At 66.9% G+C, this 19,196-nt stretch carries 24 protein-coding genes; 7 read left to right on the forward strand and 17 right to left on the reverse strand.

The annotated features are described in order from the left end of the window. Both FHD68_RS07270 and FHD68_RS07275 read left to right on the forward strand, forming a co-directional pair. Positions 1 to 650 (forward strand): cobalamin B12-binding domain-containing protein (locus FHD68_RS07270; RefSeq protein ID WP_167550378.1); only part of this gene is annotated, 650 nt, incomplete at its 5' end. Between the two features lie 85 nt (positions 651 to 735). Continuing rightward, positions 736 to 1,659: an acyltransferase family protein gene (locus FHD68_RS07275; protein WP_127899088.1), complete on the forward strand. Its 924-nt coding sequence runs from the start codon at positions 736 to 738 to the stop codon at positions 1,657 to 1,659. Positions 1,660 to 1,719: 60 nt separating this feature from the next. Here FHD68_RS07275 and rpmE read toward each other — a convergent pair whose 3' ends face one another. From rpmE to FHD68_RS07325, 10 genes are all read right to left on the reverse strand, one after another. Then, complete coding sequence (gene rpmE / locus FHD68_RS07280; RefSeq protein ID WP_042249018.1) at positions 1,720 to 1,941, reverse strand: 50S ribosomal protein L31; 222 nt, start codon at positions 1,939 to 1,941, stop codon at positions 1,720 to 1,722. A 14-nt stretch (positions 1,942 to 1,955) separates the two neighbouring features. Then, a complete protein-coding gene (rplS, locus tag FHD68_RS07285) occupies positions 1,956 to 2,339 on the reverse strand; it encodes a 50S ribosomal protein L19 (RefSeq protein WP_045982866.1) in 384 nt (127 codons plus the stop codon). Next, complete coding sequence (gene trmD, locus FHD68_RS07290; RefSeq protein ID WP_127899087.1) at positions 2,336 to 3,223, reverse strand: tRNA (guanosine(37)-N1)-methyltransferase TrmD; 888 nt, start codon at positions 3,221 to 3,223, stop codon at positions 2,336 to 2,338. Before trmD ends, rplS begins: the two co-directional genes overlap by 4 nt. Further along, positions 3,220 to 3,720 carry a ribosome maturation factor RimM gene (gene rimM, locus FHD68_RS07295; RefSeq protein ID WP_046001398.1) on the reverse strand — a complete coding sequence of 167 codons (501 nt, stop codon included), beginning with the start codon at positions 3,718 to 3,720 and terminating at the stop codon, positions 3,220 to 3,222. The genes trmD and rimM overlap by 4 nt, the downstream gene beginning before the upstream one ends. A gap of 51 nt (positions 3,721 to 3,771) precedes the next feature. Next, positions 3,772 to 4,128 carry a 30S ribosomal protein S16 gene (rpsP, locus tag FHD68_RS07300; protein ID WP_045982869.1) on the reverse strand — a complete coding sequence of 119 codons (357 nt, stop codon included), beginning with the start codon at positions 4,126 to 4,128 and terminating at the stop codon, positions 3,772 to 3,774. A 28-nt stretch (positions 4,129 to 4,156) separates the two neighbouring features. Continuing rightward, positions 4,157 to 4,453, reverse strand: a complete 297-nt coding sequence (locus FHD68_RS07305; RefSeq protein ID WP_042249024.1) for a chorismate mutase — start codon at positions 4,451 to 4,453, stop codon at positions 4,157 to 4,159. Beyond that, complete coding sequence (locus FHD68_RS07310; RefSeq protein WP_045982870.1) at positions 4,450 to 4,986, reverse strand: GNAT family N-acetyltransferase; 537 nt, start codon at positions 4,984 to 4,986, stop codon at positions 4,450 to 4,452. The genes FHD68_RS07305 and FHD68_RS07310 overlap by 4 nt, the downstream gene beginning before the upstream one ends. Then, positions 4,983 to 6,479: a signal recognition particle protein gene (ffh, locus tag FHD68_RS07315; RefSeq protein ID WP_127899086.1), complete on the reverse strand. Its 1,497-nt coding sequence runs from the start codon at positions 6,477 to 6,479 to the stop codon at positions 4,983 to 4,985. Before ffh ends, FHD68_RS07310 begins: the two co-directional genes overlap by 4 nt. Positions 6,480 to 6,642: 163 nt before the next feature. Then, the gene (locus FHD68_RS07320; protein WP_127899085.1) at positions 6,643 to 7,041 is read right to left on the reverse strand and encodes a TonB C-terminal domain-containing protein; all 399 of its coding nucleotides are present in this window, start codon (positions 7,039 to 7,041) and stop codon (positions 6,643 to 6,645) included. Between the two features lie 72 nt (positions 7,042 to 7,113). Next, on the reverse strand, positions 7,114 to 7,701 hold the full coding sequence (locus FHD68_RS07325; protein ID WP_127899084.1) for an FMN-dependent NADH-azoreductase: 588 nt from the start codon (positions 7,699 to 7,701) through the stop codon (positions 7,114 to 7,116). A 101-nt stretch (positions 7,702 to 7,802) separates the two neighbouring features. Between FHD68_RS07325 and FHD68_RS07330 the strand changes: the two genes are divergently transcribed. The 3 genes from FHD68_RS07330 to FHD68_RS07340 all read left to right on the forward strand — a co-directional run bounded on the left by FHD68_RS07330 (position 7,803) and on the right by FHD68_RS07340 (position 10,474). After that, complete coding sequence (locus FHD68_RS07330; RefSeq protein ID WP_127899083.1) at positions 7,803 to 8,648, forward strand: LysR family transcriptional regulator; 846 nt, start codon at positions 7,803 to 7,805, stop codon at positions 8,646 to 8,648. 103 nt (positions 8,649 to 8,751) lie between these two features. Further along, positions 8,752 to 9,630, forward strand: coding sequence for a DMT family transporter (locus tag FHD68_RS07335; RefSeq protein ID WP_205963221.1), 879 nt, complete (start codon positions 8,752 to 8,754; stop codon positions 9,628 to 9,630). 73 nt (positions 9,631 to 9,703) lie between these two features. After that, positions 9,704 to 10,474, forward strand: a complete 771-nt coding sequence (locus tag FHD68_RS07340) for a division plane positioning ATPase MipZ (protein ID WP_045982875.1) — start codon at positions 9,704 to 9,706, stop codon at positions 10,472 to 10,474. Between the two features lie 53 nt (positions 10,475 to 10,527). On the opposite strand, the gene FHD68_RS07345 is transcribed toward FHD68_RS07340, so the two are convergent. The 7 genes from FHD68_RS07345 to FHD68_RS07375 form a co-directional block, all read right to left on the reverse strand. Next, entirely contained in the window at positions 10,528 to 11,862 is a 1,335-nt protein-coding gene (locus FHD68_RS07345; RefSeq protein ID WP_127899081.1) for a pyruvate dehydrogenase complex dihydrolipoamide acetyltransferase, read from the reverse strand. Positions 11,863 to 11,874: 12 nt separating this feature from the next. Continuing rightward, the gene (locus FHD68_RS07350; RefSeq protein ID WP_127899080.1) at positions 11,875 to 13,254 is read right to left on the reverse strand and encodes a pyruvate dehydrogenase complex E1 component subunit beta; all 1,380 of its coding nucleotides are present in this window, start codon (positions 13,252 to 13,254) and stop codon (positions 11,875 to 11,877) included. Between the two features lie 13 nt (positions 13,255 to 13,267). After that, positions 13,268 to 14,302, reverse strand: coding sequence for a pyruvate dehydrogenase (acetyl-transferring) E1 component subunit alpha (gene pdhA / locus FHD68_RS07355; protein ID WP_045982878.1), 1,035 nt, complete (start codon positions 14,300 to 14,302; stop codon positions 13,268 to 13,270). 84 nt (positions 14,303 to 14,386) lie between these two features. After that, positions 14,387 to 14,680 (reverse strand): FtsB family cell division protein, encoded by a 294-nt coding sequence (locus tag FHD68_RS07360; protein WP_045982879.1) that lies wholly within the window; start codon positions 14,678 to 14,680, stop codon positions 14,387 to 14,389. Positions 14,681 to 14,741: 61 nt separating this feature from the next. Beyond that, entirely contained in the window at positions 14,742 to 15,521 is a 780-nt protein-coding gene (gene rlmJ / locus FHD68_RS07365) for a 23S rRNA (adenine(2030)-N(6))-methyltransferase RlmJ (protein WP_127899079.1), read from the reverse strand. A 39-nt stretch (positions 15,522 to 15,560) separates the two neighbouring features. Then, the gene (locus FHD68_RS07370; protein ID WP_127899078.1) at positions 15,561 to 15,776 is read right to left on the reverse strand and encodes a hypervirulence associated TUDOR domain-containing protein; all 216 of its coding nucleotides are present in this window, start codon (positions 15,774 to 15,776) and stop codon (positions 15,561 to 15,563) included. Positions 15,777 to 16,392: 616 nt separating this feature from the next. Beyond that, entirely contained in the window at positions 16,393 to 16,620 is a 228-nt protein-coding gene (locus FHD68_RS07375; RefSeq protein WP_045982882.1) for a DUF1127 domain-containing protein, read from the reverse strand. A gap of 338 nt (positions 16,621 to 16,958) precedes the next feature. Between FHD68_RS07375 and FHD68_RS07380 the strand changes: the two genes are divergently transcribed. Together FHD68_RS07380 and FHD68_RS07385 are read left to right on the forward strand one after the other, a co-directional pair. Next, complete coding sequence (locus FHD68_RS07380) at positions 16,959 to 18,050, forward strand: Mrp/NBP35 family ATP-binding protein (RefSeq protein ID WP_127899077.1); 1,092 nt, start codon at positions 16,959 to 16,961, stop codon at positions 18,048 to 18,050. Positions 18,051 to 18,680: 630 nt separating this feature from the next. Continuing rightward, complete coding sequence (locus FHD68_RS07385; protein WP_045982884.1) at positions 18,681 to 19,193, forward strand: division/cell wall cluster transcriptional repressor MraZ; 513 nt, start codon at positions 18,681 to 18,683, stop codon at positions 19,191 to 19,193. Positions 19,194 to 19,196 lie beyond the last annotated feature (3 nt).

Below are 19,196 nucleotides of genomic sequence, written 5' to 3' on the forward strand. Positions count from 1 at the left end.
CAAGCGCGGTCGAGGCGGCGCTGGCCGCGCTGCGCCGCGCCGCGCAGTCGGGCGCGAATATCATGGGGCCGTCCATCGCCGCCGCCCGCGCGGGCGTCACCACCGGCGAATGGGCGGGCGTGATGCGCGCGGTGCATGGCGAATACCGCGGCCCGACGGGGGTGTCGCAGGCGCCCTCGAACCGGACCGAGGGGCTGGAGGAGATACGGGACGCGGTCGATGCGGTCAGCGCCCGGCTGGGGCGGCGGCTGAAGTTCCTGGTGGGCAAGCCGGGCCTGGACGGCCATTCGAACGGCGCCGAACAGATCGCTTTCCGCGCCCGCGACTGCGGCATGGACATCACCTATGAGGGCATCCGCCTGACCCCGGAGGAGATCGTCGCCCGTGCCCGCGAACAGGACGTCCATGTCGTCGGCCTGTCGATCCTGTCGGGCAGCCACCTGCCGCTGATCGAGGATCTGATGGCCCGCATGCAGGCCGCCGGAATGGGCCATGTGCCGGTGATCGTCGGCGGCATCATTCCCGACGACGACGCCGCCCGCCTGACGGCGATGGGCGTGGCGCGGGTCTATACGCCCAAGGATTTCCAGCTGAACACGATCATGATGGACATCGTCGGGCTGGTCGTGCCGGGCGCCGCTGCCGCGTGACCGGGCAAGGCGCAGATAACGCGCCCTGCGGGTGAACCGGACGGGCCTTTGGCCGTTGACAGGGCTGCACGACAAAGGCCGGCCCATGACATCCCAGACCCGGCGCAACAGCGCCATCGACCCGTTGCGCATCCTTCTGGCACTGACGGTCATCGCCCTGCATAGCGGATTTCCCGAGGCCGCGCAGCCGCTGGTCAAGCAGGTGCTGTTCAACGGCCTCTATCGTCTGGCTGTGCCGGTCTTTGCCTTGATCTCAGGGTACTTCTTCCTGTCGGCCATGCGCGGCGGGCGCAGTGGGCCGTATCTGCGCCGCATCCTGGCGCTGTACCTGCTGTGGATGACGATCTATCTGCCGATCTATGGTCCGGACCTGACCGGGGCGGGGCATGCGCTGCAGACGCTGGTGTTCGGCTTTTTCCACCTGTGGTTCCTGCCGGGCCTGCTGGTATCGGCTGTGATGGTCATGGTGCTGCGCCGACCGATGCGGATCGCGGTCGCGGCGGCGCTTCTGGCGGGTACGGGGCTGGCCCTGCAGTTGCTGGTCCTGACCGGGCAGGCAGAGATCCAGCTAGACCATTATCGCAACGGGGTCTTCACCATCTTTCCGTTCTTCGCGCTTGGCGTTCTACTGGCGCATGGCTGGGGTGCGGGGCTGCGGCGGTGGGCCATGCCGTTGGCCGGTCTGGCGCTGCTGGCGGTGATGGGGGAAAGCCTGGTCTGGCGGGTGATCGCGGGCGGGGGCTGGGGCGTCGACATGATGCTGTCGCTGCTGTCGGCGGCGCCGCTGCTGTTCCTGGCTGCGCAGCAGGTGCAGGGGGCGTGGGACGGCAAGCGCGCGGCCAGCACCGCGGCCTTCGTCTATTTCGTGCATGTCATGATCATGATCTGCGCCAGCCGGTTCGGGCTGGAGGGGGACACCAAGGCGCTGACCGTCATGGCGGTCTGCCTGGCCTTGGCCACCTGGCTGGGGATGGCAGAGCGCCGCCGCGTGCTGGCGTTTTTCACCTGACCCCGGAATGCGAAACGCCGCCCCGAGGGGCGGCGTCTGCAACGTCGATCGTGGCGTGGATCAGAAACCCAGGCCCGCGTATTTCGACTTGAACTTGGTCACGCGGCCGCCGGCATCCATCAGGCGCGACGAACCACCGGTCCAGGCCGGGTGCGAGGTCGGGTCGATGTCCAGCGACATGCTGTCGCCCTCGGCGCCCCAGGTCGAACGGGTCTGGTAGGTGGTCCCGTCCGTCATCTTGACCGAGATCGTGTGGTAATCGGGGTGAATCTCTTTTTTCATGGCGTGACCTCTGCTCAGGCTTTCGCGTCCGACAGCGGACGGTAGTTGGTCTTTTCGACGATACGGGCCGACTTGCCGCGACGATCGCGCAGATAGTACAGCTTGGCGCGACGGACCTTGCCGCGACGGACGACCTCAATCGTGGCGATGTTGGTCGAATACAGCGGGAACACGCGCTCCACGCCTTCGCCGAAGCTGATCTTGCGGACCGTGAAGCTGGCCGCGATGTTCGCGCCGCCACGGCGCGAGATGCAGACGCCTTCGTAGTTCTGGACGCGGGTACGGGTACCCTCGGTCACTTTGTAGCCGACGCGGATGGTGTCGCCGGCCTTGAAGTCGGGAATGGACTTGCCAAGCTCGGCGATCTGCTCGGCTTCGAGTTGTGCGATCAGGTTCATCGCTTTGGTTCCTTGTCATGCTCGCGGTACATCCGCGATTGGTCTGATGCGCCCGAGCGCTGTCGGTCCTTTGCCGGGTCCACATGCGTTTCCGCATATGCCCGCCACAGATCGGGGCGGCGTTCTTGTGTCAGCCTCTCGGCCTCACCGGACCGCCATGCGGCGATGGCTGCGTGATTGCCCGACAACAGCACGGGCGGTATCTCGCGGCCATCCCAGAGGGCGGGCTTGGTGAACTGCGGCGCCTCCAGAAGACCCCGGTTGCCGATGGAAAAGGACTCCTCGGCCAGGGAATCATGATTGCCCAGCACGCGCGGTATAAGCCGGACCGTCGCGTCGATCAAGACCTGTGCGGCGATCTCTCCGCCGGTCAGGACATAATCCCCGATGCTGATCTCCTCGATGGCGTGCTTGTCCAGCACGCGCTGGTCGATTCCCTCGAACCGGCCGCAGATCAGCGTGACGCCCGGCCCCTGCGCCAGCGCCCGGGCACGGGCCTGGGTCAGCGGCCTGCCGCGCGGCGACATGTAAAGGACGGGCAGGGACGGCCCCGGTCCCGCCTGCGCCTCGGTCAGGGCCGCGTCCAGCACGTCCGCGCGGATGACCATGCCGGCCCCGCCGCCCGCGGGCGTGTCGTCGACATTGCGGTGCCGGCCCATGCCGAAATCGCGCAGGCCGATGGTGCGCAGGTTCCACAAGCCCTGCGCCAGCGCCTTGCCGGTCAGGGACAGGCCCAGGATGCCGGGAAAGGCCTCGGGGAACAGCGTGACGATCCGCGCGGTCCATGCGCCCGCCACCTGCGGTTCCGCCATCAGCTCGCGCGGGCGCAGGCTGGGGCGGGCGGTCAGGCGGCCATGCGACTTGGGACTGGGCGCGTCGCTCATTCGTCGTCGCCGGGCGGGTCCACCACGATGCGACGCGCGGCCAGATCGACGGTCGGCACGACGGCACGGGTAAAGGGCAGCATCAGCACCTGCGTGCCGCCCACCACCTCGATGATGTCGCCGGCGCCGTGATCGTACAGCGCGCGCACCCGGCCCAAGGATTTGCCGCCGGTATCGACGACCTCCAGCCCGATCAGGTCGGCGTGATAGAATTCGTCATCCGGCAGCGCGGGCAAGGCACTGCGCGGGGCCCACAGGGTCACGCCGCGCAGGGCGTCGGCATCCTCCTTGGTGGCGATGCCCTTGATGCGCGCACCCAGGGCCCCCGTCACCTCGCGCGTCAGCGACACCTCGAACCGGCGGGTGCCGTCCTCGGACGTCAGGGGGGAATAGGTCGCGATATCGGCAGGGTCCGAGCAGAAGCTTTTCAGCCGCACCTCTCCGTGGACCCCGAAAGCCCCCGCGATGGCGCCGACGCAGATGCGGTCTTCGGTCATGTCACACCCTTGCAATAAAGGACTGGCGGGGTTTCCCCCGCCAGCGTCAGATCACTCGGCTTCGGCGGGCGCCGCGGCCTTCTTGGCGCGCTCGTCGGCGCGGGCCTTGGCTTTCTTGCCGGGCTCTGCCTTCTTCATGTTCTTGCGCTCGGCCTTTTCCTTGACGCCCGCGGCTTCCAGGAAGCGTGCGACGCGATCGGTCGGCTGCGCGCCGTGGCTCAGCCAGTACTGGATGCGCTCGACGTCCATCTTGACGCGGTCTTCGCTGTCCTTGGCCAGCAGCGGGTTGTAGGTGCCCAGCTTCTCGATGAAGCGGCCGTCGCGCGGCATGCGCGAATCCGACGCGACGATGGCATAGTGCGGGCGCTTCTTGCTGCCACCACGGGCCAGGCGGATCTTCATGGACATCAGATAGTCTCCTTGGGTTGTCGTCCGGTCAGGACTGATAATGTTCGTGGTGCCGAATGACTTCGGCGATCACGAAGGTCAGGAATTTGCGCGCGAATTCCGGGTCGAGATCGGCCTCGCGCGCGAGGCGTTCCAGGCGTTCGATCTGGCTTGCCTCGCGCGAGGGATCGGACGGCGGAAGGTCGTGCCGGGCCTTCAGGCGGCCGACGGACTGGGTGTGCTTGAAGCGTTCGGCCAGCGTATAGACCAGGATGGCGTCAAGCCGGTCGATGCTGGCACGGTGGTCGCGCAGCAGGTCGGCCGCGCGGGTGGTTGCGTCGGTCATGCGGCCTCCGGGCTGTGACGATAGACGAGGCAGGGCTTGTCGAAGACCGGCTGCCGCGCGCCGCGGTCGCGCACCGCGCCAAGCCGTTCGGCCAAAGCGATCGACCGGGCATTGTCCGGGTCGATATAGCTGACGGCCGTGGTCCAGCCCAGGTCGCGGAACGCATGCGCGCGCACCGCACGGGCGGCCTCGGCGACATAGCCGCGGCCTTCGGCGGCCTGCGACCAAACGGTCCAGCCCAACTCATGCTCGGGCCAGCCGTCGGGGTACCACGGGCCGGTCATGCCCAGGGGCGTATCATCGCCCTTGAGGCAGAACACGAACATCCCGAAGCCGCGCATCACCCAATGGCCGGTCAGGTGGCCGAAGGCCCGCCAATAGGCGCCGGGCTTGGGTTCGGGCGAACCGCCGCCCACGAACTGCGCGCGATCCGACTGATAGAAGCTGCGCCAATGCGGCCAGTCGCTGCCCAAGGGCGCGCGCAGGGTCAGCCGTTCCGTCTCCAGAACCGGGGTGGGGGACAGCGTGATCATTTCTTGCCGAACAATCCGCCCAAGCCGGCAGGCAGGCCCGCGCGGCCCAGTTGCCCGCCCAGGCCCTTGGGATCGGCCAGCATCTTCTGGGCCTCGGCCATCTTGGCGGGGTCCAGGTTCTCCATGTCGGGCAGGCCGCCGCCCTTGCCGGTCATGGCGCGCATGGCCTGCTTCATCAGCCCGCCCTTGCCCATCTTGCCCAGCTTCTTCATCGTGTCAGCCATCTGCTTCTGCATCTTCAGCAGCTTGTTCAGGTCCGACACGTCCAGACCCGCGCCCGCAGCAATGCGCTTTTTCCGGCTGGCCTGCAGCAGGTCGGGATTGGCCCGTTCCTTCTTGGTCATCGAATTGATCAGGGCGATCTGGTGGCGGACGACCTTGTCGTCATAGCCCGCGGCCTCGGCCTGCTTGGCCATCTTGGCCATGCCGGGCATCATCCCCATGACCGAGGACATGCCGCCCATCTTCTGCATCTGCTCCAGTTGGCTGCGCAGGTCGTTCATGTTGAAGAGGCCCTTCTGGAACCGCTTCATCATGCGTTCGGCCTGCTCGACCTCCAGCACCTGCTGGGCCTTCTCGACCAGGGCCACGATATCGCCCATGCCCAGGATGCGCCCCGCGACGCGGCTGGCATCGAACGTCTCCAGGGCGTCCATCTTTTCGCCCAGACCCACGAAGCGGATCGGCTTGCCGGTCACCGCGCGCATCGACAGGGCCGCGCCGCCGCGCCCGTCGCCGTCCATCCGGGTCAGGACCACGCCGGTGACGCCGACCTTGGCGTCGAACTCGGTCGCGACGTTCACGGCGTCCTGGCCGGTCAGGCCGTCGACGACCAGCAGCGTCTCGCGCGGGTTCGCGATGTCGCGGACCTGCTGGACCTGGGTCATCAGCGCTTCGTCGATATGCAGGCGGCCGGCGGTGTCCAGCATCACCACGTCATAGCCGCCAAGCGAGGCCTGCGTCTTTGCGCGCTGCGCGATCTGCACGGCGGTCTGGCCCATCACGATGGGCAGCGTGTCGACGCCGATCTGCTGGCCCAGGATGGCCAGCTGCTCCATCGCGGCGGGGCGGTTGGTGTCCAGGGACGCCATCAGCACGCGCTTCTTCTCGCGGTCCTTCAGGCGCAGGGCCAGTTTCGCGGTCGTGGTGGTCTTGCCCGAACCCTGCAGGCCGACCATCAGGATGGCGGCGGGCGGGTTGTCGATGCGCAGCGCCTCGGGGGCGTCGTCGCCCTGCAGGACCTTGATCAGCTCGTCATGGACGATCTTGACGACCTGCTGGCCGGGGCTGACCGATTTCGTGACCGCAGCGCCGGTGGCCTTGGCCGTGACGGCCTTGACGAAGTTGCGCGCCACCGGCAGCGAGACGTCCGCCTCCAGCAGGGCCACGCGCACCTCGCGCATAGCGGCGGTGACGTCCTCCTCGGACAGGGCGCCTTGCTTGGTCAGCCGGTCGAAGACGCCGCCCAAGCGATCGGAAAGGTTCTCGAACATGGCCGGGCCTCCTATGGCTCCAAATCGGTTTAGCCCCCGTGGGCGCAACGCGCTGACGGGGGGCGATCCCCGCATCTGGCGCAGGGACCGGAAGGCTGTGCTTCCGGGAATCCGGGGTCTTGTACAGGGCAGGGGGGTTCCTGTCAACGCAGGCCCGGTCGGATCACGGGGTCGCGACGTTGACCGGCAGAACGAAGCTGGCGCTGCCCCGCGGCATGTCGTCCGTGAAGGGCGGCATCCGGTACATGTCCATGATGCTGTTGCGCAGGGCATGATCTATCAGCGGGTTGCCCGAGGACTGCATGGTCCGCACATCGATGATCACGCCGTCCTCGGCCACGACGATGACGAATTGGGCGGCGTTGGTCGCGCTGACGGTCGCTGCCTGCAAGAGGGCCACATGGCTTTGGCGGGCGGCATTGTCGCGCAGCAGCTTGGTCCATTCGATCATGTCACGGGGGCGGTGCGTGGCGATTTCGTTGACCGCGGTCTGCGCCACGGCCGGGGTGTAAAAAACCGCCAGCCCTGTCAGCAGGGCGGCGGTCGCAATCGTGAAACGCATGGCGGCAATGTCCCCGAAGGATGCAATGCCGCCATATGAGGATGGGGTGAACCTGCGCAACAGCGCAGACGGTCAGGCCGCGATCTGCTGCAGCGCCTGTTGTGCGCGTGCCATGCCAGCCTCGCGGTCCATGGCAAGGCCGTCGGCGGCCACGAAGGTCACGTCGGTGATGCCCAGGAACCCCAGCATGTGGCGCAGATAGCCTGACGCGTGGTCCAGGTCCGAACCCATCGGCGTGCCGGCGGCGGTATACGCCACGAAGGCGCGCTTGCCCGTCAGCAGGCCCTCGGGGCCCTCGGCGGTATAGCGGAAGCTGACACCGGCGCGGGCGATCTGGTCCAGCCAGGTCTTCAGCTGCGACGGCAGGAAGAAGTTGTAGACCGGCAGCCCGATCACCAGCGTGTCGGCGGCCTGAACCTCGGCCAGCAGCGCGTTCGAGGTGTCAATCTGCGCCTGCTGCTGCGGGGTCGGATCGTCGGTGCCCACGCGCACGGCCTTGAACCATGCGGTGTCGATGGCGGGGACGCCCGTGCTGAGATCGCGATAGGTCACCGTCGCGTCGGGATTGCCAGCAGTCAGGCGGGCCAGGATGTCGGCGGTCAGCTGGCGCGAGACCGAGGCGTCGGCGGTGATGGCGCTGTCGAGATGCAGGATGTTCATGGCAAGCTCCCAGAGAGTTGTTTCTGCGTTGCAGCAGATTTAGGTCTATGCACCTGCGAACGTAAGGGGGATAACTGCGCATTCACTGTGCGGGGATGCACATGCAGATCGAATCGTGGGACGATATCCGCGTGGCACTGGCCGTCGCGCGCACCGGAACGGTCAGCGGGGCGGCCGCCGATCTTGGCGTGCACCACGCCACGGTGATCCGCCGCATCGACGCGCTTGAATCGGCCCTGCGCGCCCGGCTGTTCCAACGCCACACCCGCGGCTATGCCCTGACCGAGGCCGGGCGCACCCTGCTGGATGCGGCGGGGGCTGCGGATGAACGCTTTGCCCAGATGGCCGCGCAGATCGCCGGCGCCGGAGACCGGATCGAGGGAGAACTGGTCGTGACCTCGCTGCCGGAACTGGTGGATCTGGTCATGCCGCGGCTGATCGCGCTGATGGCGCGCCATCCCGACCTGCGCCTGACCTATGCCACGGACGCGCGCCTGTTCCGGCTGGGCGCCGGAGAGGCGCATGTGGCCATCCGGGGCGGGGCCGAACCGACCGAGCCCGACTATGTCGTGCGTGCGATGGGGCAGATGGGGCATGTGATGTATGCCGCGGCCTCGTACCTGGACCGGCACGGGCCGGTCGACAATCCGCGCGACCACCGCTTTGCCCTGCCGGGACCAGAGGCGCGCGGCGCCCCGTACATGCGTTGGCTGCAGGACCGCATCGGCCCCGAGAACATCCTGGTCACCGCCAACGAGGCCACTGCGCGCGAGGCGGTGATCCGCGCCGGGCTGGCGGTCGGTGCCCTGCCCGACAGCCTGGCGCATGGCCTTCTGCCCGCGCTGAGCTTGCCGGAATGGGATTCCAACCTGTGGCTGGTCACCCATGTCGACCTGCATCGCACCCCGAAGGTCCAAGCCGCGCTGGCGGCGCTGCGCGACGGCTGAGCCCTTTCCCTCGGCCCCGGCTTGGGGCAGCGTGCGCCGCAGGAGGACCCATGACCCATTCCCGCCCATTGCCTGACCGGACCGTCCGATGATCACCGCGCGGATGAGCGCATCCGACTGGGGCCTTCTGCTGCTGCTGTCACTGATCTGGGGCGGGTCGTTCTTCCTGATCGCGCTGATCGTGGGGCATATGCCGGTCCTGTGGGTGGTGGCGCTGCGCGTGATGATCGCCGCCGCGGTCCTATGGGCCATCGTGCTGGCGACCGGGCGGGCACTGCCGCGCGGCGCGGGGCTGTGGGGCGCGTTCCTGGTGATGGGCGTCCTGAACAACGCCATCCCCTTTGGGCTGATCGTCTGGGCGCAGGGGTTCATCCCGGCCGGGCTGGCATCCATCCTGAACGCGACGACGCCGCTGTTCACGGTGCTGGTCTCGACCTTGGTGCTGGCGGATGAACGCGCGGGACTGATGCGCCTGGCCGGTGTCGCCCTGGGCCTGGGCGGTGTCGCGGTGATGATCGGCGTGGACGAATTGGCCGGTCACGGCCATGGCGTGCTGCCGCAACTGGCGATGCTGGGCGCCGCGATCAGCTATGCCTGGGCCGCGGCCTTTGGGCGGCGGTTCCGTGCGCAGGGCGTCGATCCGCTGGTCACGGCGGCGGGCATGGTGACGGGCACCAGCGCCGTGCTGCTGCCCCTGGCATTGGCGCATGACGGGCTGCCGCCGGCGGCACCTGCTCAGGTCTGGCTGGCGATCAGCCTGCTGGGGCTGGTCTGCACGGGGCTGGCCTATGTGCTGTTCTTTCGCATCCTGGGCCGGGCAGGGGCCACGAACATCTCTCTGGTGACGTTCCTGGTGCCGGTGTCGGCAATCCTGCTTGGCTGGCTGTTCCTGGACGAGGTGCTTGGCCTGCCGCAACTGCTGGGCATGGCGGTCATCGGGCTGGGGCTGGCGATGATCGACGGACGGCTGCTGCGGCGCTAGGGCTGCCGGGGCGGCTTTCCATCCGGCGGCGCGGTCGCTAGGTTTCCCGTCGGGACAGGACAAGAGGCTGCTTGTGGCGCATATCATCGTGGTCGGAAACGAAAAGGGCGGCTCGGGCAAGTCGACCACCTCGATGCATGTGGCGACCGCGCTGGCGCGGATGGGGCACCGGGTCGGCGGGCTGGACCTAGACGTCCGCCAGCGCAGCTTTGGCCGCTATCTGGAGAATCGCGCCGCCTTCCTGGTGCGCAAGGGGCTGGACCTGCCCATGCCCGTGCTGGCGCCGCTGGGCGAGGGCGCCGATCCCCTGACGCCCGCCCTGCGGCAGCTGGAGGAGACGTGCGACTTCATCCTGCTGGACTGCCCCGGGTCGCACACCAAGCTGAGCCAGATGGCGCATACGGTCGCCGACACGCTGATCACGCCCCTGAACGACAGTTTCGTCGATTTCGACCTGCTGGCGCGCCTGTCGCCCGACGGTGACGTGCTTGGTCCCTCGATCTATGCCGAGATGGTATGGGGCGCACGCCAGCTGCGCGCGCAGGCCGGGGCAGGGCCCATCGACTGGCTGGTGCTGAGAAACCGACTGGGCAGCCAGCAGATGCACAACAAGCGCAAGGTCGGCGGCGCGTTGGCCGACCTGTCCAAGCGGATCGGGTTTCGGGTGGCGCCCGGATTTTCGGAACGCGTGATCTTTCGCGAGCTGTTTCCGAACGGGCTGACCCTGCTGGACCTGAAGGACGTCGGCACCGAGGCCATGAGCATGTCCCAGATCGCCGCGCGGCAGGAGTTGCGCGACCTGATCAACGAATTGCGCCTTCCGGGCGTCACCGTCACGTTCTGACAACGAAAGACGGCGGGCCGATGGCCCGCCGTTCGTTCCGTCCGGTGGCTGGATCAGGCCAGCATGCCCATCGGGTTTTCCAGATGGGCGACGATCGCCTCCAGCAGCTGCGCGCCCATGGCGCCGTCGATCACCCGGTGGTCCACCGACAGCGTCATCGACATGACGTTGCGCACCACGACTTCGCCCTTTTCGACGACCGGGGTCGGGATGCCCGCACCCACGGCCAGGATCGCGCCATGCGGCGGGTTGATGACCGCGTCGAAGTTCTCGATGCCGAACATGCCCAGGTTGCTGATCGCGAAGCTGCCGCCCTGGTATTCATGGGGGGCCAGCTTCTTGGACTTGGCGCGCGCGGCCAGATCCTTCATCTGCGCCGACAGCGCCGACAGGGTCTTCTGATGCGCGTCCTTCAGCACGGGCGTGAACAGCCCGCCCTCGATGGCCACGGCCACGGCGACGTCCGACGGTTTCAGCTTGAGGATGCGATCCCCCGCCCAGACCGCGTTCGCGTCAGGCACCTGCTGCAGCGCCAGGGCGCTGGCCTTGATGATGAAGTCGTTGACCGACAGCTTGACGCCACGGCTCTCCAGCTGCTTGTTCAGCGTGGCCCGGAACTCCATCAGCGCATCCAGCTTGGCCGAGCGGCGCAGGTAGAAATGCGGGATGGTCTGCTTGGCTTCGGACAGGCGGGCGGCGATGGTGCGGCGCATGCCGTCCAGCGCGACCTCCTCGGTCTCGCGGTCGGCATACATCTTCAGCACAGCGTCGGTCGACAGGCCCTTGGGGGCCTGGGCCGGGGCTGCGGCTGCCGCGGGGGCCGCCTTCGCCTCGGGCTGGGCCGCAGCCGACGCGGAGGGCTTGGCGTCACCTGCCTTGGCGTTCTCGACATCGGCCTTGACGATGCGGCCACGGGGGCCGCTGCCTTGGATCTGCGACAGGTCCAGACCCTTGTCCTTGGCGATGCGCCGCGCCAAGGGCGAGGCGAAGACCCGGTCGCCCTTGGGTGCGTCGGCCTTGGCATCGCCGGCGACCGGCGCGCCGATCGGGCCGCCATAGCCCTTTTCGGCCGGTTCGGGCTCGGCATCCGCCTTGGGCTTGGGCTCTTCCTTGGCCTTGGGCGCGCTGATGTCGCCCGCCTCCTCGCCGTCCTCCAGCAGGACCGCGATGGCGGTGTTGACCTTGACCGCCGAGGTGCCCTCGGCGATCAGAATCTTGCCGATGCGACCTTCGTCGACGGCCTCGAACTCCATCGTGGCCTTGTCGGTCTCGATCTCGGCGATGACGTCGCCGGACTTGACCTCGTCGCCTTCCTTGACCAGCCACTTGGCCAGCGTGCCCTCCTCCATCGTCGGGGAGAGGGCGGGCATCAGGATTTCCGTGGGCATCGCGCAGCTCCCTTACTTGTAGGTGACTTTTTTCACGGCTTCGACGATCTCGGCGGGCGTGATCAGCGCGTGCTTTTCCAGGTTGGCGGCATAGGGCATCGGCACGTCCTTGCCGGTGCAGTTGATGACGGGCGCGTCCAGATAGTCGAACGCGTTCTCCATCAGATAGGCCGAGATGTGGTTGCCGATGGCGCCCACGGGGAAGCCCTCCTCGACGGTCACGCAACGGTTGGTCCGCTTGACCGATTCCAGGATCGCGTCATAGTCCAGCGGCCGCAGGGTGCGCAGGTCGATCACGTCGGCCTCGATGCCCTCCTCGGCCAGCTTGGCCGCGGCCTCCAGCGCATGCGCCACACCGATGCCGAAGCTGACCAGCGTCACGTCGTCGCCCGACCGGACCGTGTTGGCCTTGCCGAAGGGAATGGTGAAGTCCTCAAGGTCCGGCACCTCGAAGCTGCGGCCATACAGGATCTCGTTCTCCAAGAAGATGACCGGGTTGTTGTCGCGGATCGCCTGCTTCATCAGGCCCTTCGCGTCGGCGGCCGAATAGGGCATCACGACCTTGAGGCCCGGAATGGCCGCGTACCATGCGGCATAGTCCTGGCTGTGCTGCGCGCCCACGCGGGCGGCGGCGCCGTTCGGGCCGCGGAACACGATCGGGCAGCCCATCTGGCCGCCCGACATGTACAGCGTCTTTGCGGCCGAGTTGATGATGTGGTCGATCGCCTGCATGGCGAAGTTGAAGGTCATGAACTCGACGATCGGGCGCAGGCCGGCCAGGGCCGCCCCCGTGCCGATGCCGGCAAAGCCGATCTCGGAGATGGGCGTGTCCACGACGCGGCGGGGGCCGAACCGCTCCAGCAGGCCTTGGCTGATCTTGTAGGCGCCCTGGTATTCGCCCACTTCCTCGCCCATCAGGAAGACGGTCTCGTCGCGGTCCATCTCTTCGGCCATGGCCTCGCGCAGGGCTTCCCGCACGGTCATGGTCTTCATCTTGGTGCCCTCGGGCCAGTCGGGGCTGCGCGGCTTGGGCTGCGGGGTCACGACCTCCTCGATGGCGGATTCGCCGGGCTGGGCGCCGTCATCCTTCTTGGGGGCTTCGGCCGGCTTGGCTTCGGCCTTGGGGGCAGGGGCCGCGTCGGCGTCCTCTCCCTCCTCGACCAGCACCGCGATGGGGGTGTTCACGGCGACGTTCTGGGTGCCCTCGGCCACCAGCAGCTTGCCCATGATCCCCTCGTCGACGGCCTCGAACTCCATCGTGGCCTTGTCGGTCTCGATCTCGGCGATGACGTCGCCGGATTTCACCGCGTCGCCCTCTTTCTTCAGCCATTTCGCCAGCGTGCCTTCCTCCATCGTGGGGGACAGGGCGGGCATCAGGATTTCAATTGCCATGTGACGGTCCCCCTCAGGCGTTCTCTTCGGCGCTGCCCTGGGGCAGTTCGTCGGCATAGATGTCGGTCCAGAGCTCGGCCAGGTCAGGCTCGGGGCTGTCCTTGGCGAATTCCGCGGAATCGTTGACGATGTCCTTGATTTCCTTGTCCAGCGCCTTGAGGTCCTCCTCGGTGGCATGCTTGCCGGTCAGCAGCATCTCACGGATGTTCTCGATCGGGTCACGCTCGTCGCGCATCTTCTGGACCTCCTCGCGGGTCCGGTACTTGGCCGGGTCCGACATCGAATGCCCGCGATAGCGATAGGTCATGACCTCCAGGATGTAGGGGCCCTTGCCGGCGCGGCAATGCGCCACGGCCTTTTCGCCCGCCGCCTTGACCGCCAGCACGTCCATGCCGTCGACCTGTTCGCCGGGGATGCCGAAGGCCTCTCCACGGCCAAAGAAGGTGGTCGATTTCGTCGACCGCTTGACCGACATGCCCATGGCATACTGGTTGTTCTCGATCACGAAGACGACCGGCAGGTCCCACAGCTCGGCCATGTTGTAGGTCTCGTAGACCTGGCCCTGGTTCGCCGCACCATCGCCGAAATAGGTGAAGGTGACGTTGTCGTTGCCCAGATACTTGTCCGCGAAGGCCAGGCCCGCGCCAAGCGGCACCTGCGCGGCGACGATGCCGTGGCCGCCATAGAAATGCTTTTCGCGGCTGAACATGTGCATGCTGCCGCCCTTGCCCTTGGAATAGCCGTCCTGACGCCCGGTCAGCTCGGCCATGACGCCGCGCGCCTCCATCCCGCAGGCCAGCATGTGACCGTGGTCACGATAGCTGGTGATGCGCTTGTCGCCGTCCTTGGCGCAGGCCTCCAGACCCACCACGACGGCCTCCTGGCCGATATAAAGGTGGCAGAACCCGCCGATCAGGCCCATGCCGTACAGCTGGCCGGCCTTCTCCTCGAATCGGCGGATCAGCAGCATGTCGCGATAGTATTTCAGCAACTCTTCCTTCGACGTGTTCGAAGGAGCCTCCTGCTGGGGGCTTGGTTTTCTGGCCATGCGGCGTGTCCTCCTGGAAGCGTGGCGGATAGTTCAGCGTTAAACTATCCGTAGCGCATCACCGACAGCCGTGCAATCCCGGCCCTAGCGCAGCAGGATCTCGTCCGCGCGCAGCAGGCCCAGCACCTCGCGGGCGCGTTCGTCCAAGAGGTCCAGGTCCAGATAATCGTCCGACAGGCGGCGGGTCAGGTTCTGCATGCGGGTCACGTCGGCCTGCAGCAGGTCGCGGGCCTCGCGCAGATCCTCGGTCTCGGCCTGGATCTGGATTCGGCGCAGGATGCCCGACGGGCCCTGCACCGCAGCATAGGCGAAATACAGGCCGACCAGGACGGTCAGGACCAGGAACACGGTGGCGCCGATGGACAGACGTTGAGGCATGGCAGGGAATCCTTGTGGCCGGGCCGATCATGGCACAGCGCAATCGGCGGGGGAATCCCCGTCAGGCGCGCTCGCGGAACATCGCCTCGATCTGGCGGGCGTGCTCGGCCAGGCCCCAGGGGGCGTTGAGCACGAACATGCCCGATCCGATCATCGAATGGCCTGGACGGGCAGGGGGAAACGACACCTCGGACAGCAGGGCATCGGGGAAATCGCTGACCAGCTGCGCGGTCATGCCCATGTGGCGGTGATCGGTCAGGATCGGATACCACAGCGCGATGACGCCCGCGTTCCACTTGCGCGCGATCAGGCCGATCTGGCGGGGGATCGCGGCATAGTCTGCCTTGACCTCATAGCTGGGGTCGATCAGCAGCAGGCCGCGGCGCGGATCGGGCGGACAGACCGCCTGTGCCATCGCGAAGCCGTCCTGCTGGTGCAGGGTGGCAAAGCCCGCCACACGGCGCAGGGCCTGAAATTCGGCGGGGTGCAGTTCGGCCAGATGGGCCTTGTCCTCGTGGCGCAGGAAATGCCCCGCGATCAGCGGTGAACCGGGATAGGCCTGCGCGCCCCGCAGGTCGCGCACGGCCCGCAGCGCCTGCATCAGCGGGTGATCCTGCGGCAGCCAGTGTTCGACCGTGGCACGGGCGATGCCCTGCGCGGCCTCCTGCGTCTTCTGCGCCTCGGCGCCGGTCAGGTCATAAAGGCCACGACCCGCATGGGTTTCCAGATAGGAAAGCGGCTTGTCCTTGCGGGTCAGGTAGTCCAGCGCGACCGCCAGCAACGCGTGCTTGTGCAGGTCGGCCAGGTTCCCGGCATGATAGGCATGTTGATAGCTGAGCATCCGCCAGCCTTAGCGTGGGTGCACGGCGGGGAAAAGACGTCAATCGGCGCGGCGCAGTTCTGACCGGCCCTTCAGCACCTGGTCACCGTCTTCCTGTTCGATCAGGTAGGCGGGATCGTCCTTAGATGCCTTTCGGCTGATCTTGCTGCCCTTGATCGTCCGTTCGACGTCATCGGTGAAGATGTCGGTGATCTTTCCGGTCGCCTTGTGGCCCGACCAGTCCCATTCCACCTTGGTGCCCTTGCGCAGAATCATGCGGCCTCCGACTGCGTGTCGGGGGCAATGCGTCATGGGGGCGCTGGGTTCCGGAGGAAGGGCGCGGCGACCTCTAGGGAGGAGGAGGGAGGTCGCCGCTGAACGCTGGCCCAGGGAGGAGGAGGGGCCGCGTATGGGTCGCGGTTCCGGCCAGGGAGGAGGAGAGGCCATCACCGCTTACGACCGGGCAGGGAGGAGGAGAGCCCGTCGTATCCGTGTGCCGCAATCAGGGCGGCTATGAAGGCGCGGCGACCTCCAGGGAGGAGGAGGGAGGTCGCCGCTGAACGCTGGCCCAGGGAGGAGGAAGGGCCGCGTATGGGGTGCGGTAGGGCCAGGGAGGAGGAGAGGCCGTACCGCGAACGCCGGGTCCGGGAGGGAGGAGGAGAGGACCGGGCGTATCAGCGTGCCGCGAATGGGGCGGCTATGAAACTTTTTGCGGCGACCCCTGGGAGGGAGGAGTGGGGCCGCCGCCTGGCACGTGAACCCGGGGAGGAGGATCGGGTTCCAGTGCGTCTTTTGGGCGGCACCCTCTAGGGAGGAGGAGAGGAGGATGCCGCCGGTCCCGGACCCAGGGAGGAGGAGAGGGCCGGGAATGCGAATTCTTGGTGTCCCAGGATTACTGGGCCGAACCCCATGCCGCTTCGTGCGCCAGGCGGGTGATCATCGAGCGGCTGATGCCCAGATCGTCCAGATCACGGGTGGTCAGGGCATTCAGTTCGCGCACGGTCTGGCGGTAAACGGCGCGGCGGGCGCGGTTTTCCTGCATCCGCTGGATCGCGCTCAGCAGGCGGCCACGCAGGCCGGCGTCGGCGGTGGCGTTGTGTGCTTGGGCGATAACAGCCATGGTCGTATCCTTTCGGTTCATCTCGTCTGCGCCGTTCCCGGATTGGCCCGGCGTTTCGTTGAGTTGAAGATGGCCCCATCGACGGCGTTTCACAACGGATGGTTTCGTAATGCTGCCATGCAGCAATTGCATAGCCAAGGCTGACCTATTGCCTTCTTTAACGATGAATTAACGACATAAAATTGACACGATACATCTGTTAGCGATCACGCCGCGGGAGCAAAAATCACCTGTTTGAAAGCGGTTAGCGCCGTGCGGTACGGATTGTCGCAGGGGGTGTTGAGGGTCCCGTCTCTATGCTTCATGCTGCCGGGCGAACAAAGACACAGGTCCCTCACATGCCCGTCACACGCGAAACGATCCTTACGGCAATCTCGGATATTGCCCTTCCGCAGGGAGGGACGCTGGGTCAGGCCGACCTGATCCGCGCGCTGACCATCGACCAAGAGACGGTGCGATTCGTGCTGGAGGTCGAGAATGCGGCCACCGCGCAGGCCATGGCCCCGGTCGAGGCCGAGGCCCGTGCCCGGCTGGAACGTATCCCCGGTGTGGCCAAGGTCCAGATCGTCATGACCGCCCCCGCCAAGCCCGCGCCGCCCAAGGCCGTATCCGGGCAGGGCGCCGCCCCGTCCCTGAAGATCGGCGGGCATCCCACGCCCCAGGCCGGTCCGCAGGCGATTCCCGGCGTGCGCCACATCATCGCCGTCGGATCCGGCAAGGGCGGTGTCGGGAAATCCACCGTCACCTCGAACCTTGCCGTCGCCTTGGCGCGCGCGGGGCGCAAGGTCGGCCTGCTGGATGCCGACATCTATGGCCCCTCGCAGCCGCGGATGATGGGCGTCTCGGGCCGGCCTGCCAGCCCGGATGGACAGCGGATCGATCCGATGCATGCGCATGGCGTCACCGTCATGTCGATCGGCCTGATGCTGAAGGAGGGCGAGGCACTGGTCTGGCGCGGCCCGATGCTGATGGGCGCGCTGCAGCAGCTGCTGCAGCAGGTGAACTGGGGCGAACTGGACGTCCTGCTGATCGACCTGCCGCCCGGCACCGGCGACGTGCAGCTGTCGCTGTGCCAGAAGGCCCCCGTCACGGGTGCGATCATCGTGTCCACGCCGCAGGACGTGGCGCTGCTGGACGCGCGCCGTGCGATCGACATGTTCGGCAAGCTGAAGACACCGGTCCTGGGCCTGGTCGAGAACATGTCGACCTATATCTGTCCCAAATGCGGGCATGAGGCGCATCTGTTCGGCCATGGTGGCGTCGCGGCCGAGGCCGAGGCGCTGAACCTGCCGTTCCTGGGCGCCCTGCCGCTGGAGCTGGAGGTCCGGCTGGCCGGCGATTCGGGACGACCGGTGGCCTTGGGCGATGGTGCCGTGTCCGAGGCCTATGCCCGCCTGGCCGACCGTCTGGTGCAGGGCGGCATCGCCTGATCTGCGCGAAATCCGGGCTTGCTTTGGGAATGCACGGGACGGTCGGGAAATTGCGGGAAGTGAGGCTCGAATGACCTCTCGATTTCGTGATCGTCCGTGATCTGTTCCAAAAGTTTTGCAACGCTGCCCGGATTTTCGACTTGCAGGGCTTTGAACTGTGGTGAAATGGACCCAGTGACCGGCAAAATGCGTTTGTTACTCGCCTTCTAGATGTAGTGTGGCTTTCGCGTCACGCCACCAAACTTTGCCACATCACTGCCGCTTCTGCGGCATTTTTTGATTCGGGCTTAGGCAAAAGCTGCGGCGGAATGCGGCTGGTGGCCCAAGAATACCGTTGCTTCCCATGAAATCCCATGTCACAACCGGATCACGAAAACGGGCAGTTCAAGGGGCGCCAAGACCCCGGACAGGCGAAGCAGACTTCATACAGGCAACCGTTTTCCAACATAGCCGGCCCGCGTCCGCGAGCAGCACCTCCCCCAGGTGGCGTGCGACGGGTCGGCAACCAACCCCGCAAAGGGGCCCGGGTAAATCGGGAACGAGGGCGGCGGATCGGGCAGTGGCAGCGGCCCGATCCGCCCTTTCTCTTTCGGACGTCCCGAAAGAGCAGGACAGTGAGGGCGGGCCCAGGTGGCGCGGAAGTTCAGAGGCACCGAAACCGTCAAGGTCGATGGCAAGGGTCGGATGTCGATCCCGGCCCGGCTGCGCCGCGTGTTCGATGCCGGCGACCCGTCATTCTCGGGGACGAACACCGGGCGCACGCAGCTGGTGGCGGTCTATGGCCCCGACTGGTGGAACTGGCTGGAGCTGTACACCATCGAGGCCATCGAGCAGATCGACGAGCAGATCGACCGCCTGACCCGCGGCAGCCAGGAGCGCCGCTGGCTGGAGCTGCTGATGAACGGACAGTCCACCGACCTTGAGATCGACCGCGAGGGCCGCCTGGTCCTGCCCGCAAAGCTGCGCGACAGGTTGGGCTTTGCCGACGGGACCGAGACGATCTTTGAATCGCGCGGCGACTACATCCAGGTCTATCACCCCGAATCGCGTCCCAAGGACGTGCAGGCGCTGGAGGACTTCGCGGCCAGCAAGGGCCCCGAATTCGACCCCCGCGCCTTCCTGCAGCAATCCTCCGAGGGCTAGGGC

This window comes from Paracoccus marcusii, assembly GCF_006151785.1.
Taxonomy (GTDB): Bacteria; Pseudomonadota; Alphaproteobacteria; order Rhodobacterales; family Rhodobacteraceae; genus Paracoccus; species Paracoccus marcusii.

Coding starts and splice junctions, on each gene's coding strand:
- FHD68_RS07275 (WP_127899088.1), top strand. CDS start 736: ATGACATCCCAGACCCGGCGCAACAGCGCCATCGACCCGTTGCGCATC.
- rpmE (WP_042249018.1), bottom strand. CDS start 1,941: ATGAAAAAAGAGATTCACCCCGATTACCACACGATCTCGGTCAAGATG.
- rplS (WP_045982866.1), bottom strand. CDS start 2,339: ATGAACCTGATCGCACAACTCGAAGCCGAGCAGATCGCCGAGCTTGGC.
- trmD (WP_127899087.1), bottom strand. CDS start 3,223: ATGAGCGACGCGCCCAGTCCCAAGTCGCATGGCCGCCTGACCGCCCGC.
- rimM (WP_046001398.1), bottom strand. CDS start 3,720: ATGACCGAAGACCGCATCTGCGTCGGCGCCATCGCGGGGGCTTTCGGG.
- rpsP (WP_045982869.1), bottom strand. CDS start 4,128: ATGTCCATGAAGATCCGCCTGGCCCGTGGTGGCAGCAAGAAGCGCCCG.
- FHD68_RS07305 (WP_042249024.1), bottom strand. CDS start 4,453: ATGACCGACGCAACCACCCGCGCGGCCGACCTGCTGCGCGACCACCGT.
- FHD68_RS07310 (WP_045982870.1), bottom strand. CDS start 4,986: ATGATCACGCTGTCCCCCACCCCGGTTCTGGAGACGGAACGGCTGACC.
- ffh (WP_127899086.1), bottom strand. CDS start 6,479: ATGTTCGAGAACCTTTCCGATCGCTTGGGCGGCGTCTTCGACCGGCTG.
- FHD68_RS07320 (WP_127899085.1), bottom strand. CDS start 7,041: ATGCGTTTCACGATTGCGACCGCCGCCCTGCTGACAGGGCTGGCGGTT.
- FHD68_RS07325 (WP_127899084.1), bottom strand. CDS start 7,701: ATGAACATCCTGCATCTCGACAGCGCCATCACCGCCGACGCCTCGGTC.
- FHD68_RS07330 (WP_127899083.1), top strand. CDS start 7,803: ATGCAGATCGAATCGTGGGACGATATCCGCGTGGCACTGGCCGTCGCG.
- FHD68_RS07335 (WP_205963221.1), top strand. CDS start 8,752: ATGAGCGCATCCGACTGGGGCCTTCTGCTGCTGCTGTCACTGATCTGG.
- FHD68_RS07345 (WP_127899081.1), bottom strand. CDS start 11,862: ATGCCCACGGAAATCCTGATGCCCGCCCTCTCCCCGACGATGGAGGAG.
- FHD68_RS07350 (WP_127899080.1), bottom strand. CDS start 13,254: ATGGCAATTGAAATCCTGATGCCCGCCCTGTCCCCCACGATGGAGGAA.
- pdhA (WP_045982878.1), bottom strand. CDS start 14,302: ATGGCCAGAAAACCAAGCCCCCAGCAGGAGGCTCCTTCGAACACGTCG.
- FHD68_RS07360 (WP_045982879.1), bottom strand. CDS start 14,680: ATGCCTCAACGTCTGTCCATCGGCGCCACCGTGTTCCTGGTCCTGACC.
- rlmJ (WP_127899079.1), bottom strand. CDS start 15,521: ATGCTCAGCTATCAACATGCCTATCATGCCGGGAACCTGGCCGACCTG.
- FHD68_RS07370 (WP_127899078.1), bottom strand. CDS start 15,776: ATGATTCTGCGCAAGGGCACCAAGGTGGAATGGGACTGGTCGGGCCAC.
- FHD68_RS07375 (WP_045982882.1), bottom strand. CDS start 16,620: ATGGCTGTTATCGCCCAAGCACACAACGCCACCGCCGACGCCGGCCTG.
- FHD68_RS07380 (WP_127899077.1), top strand. CDS start 16,959: ATGCCCGTCACACGCGAAACGATCCTTACGGCAATCTCGGATATTGCC.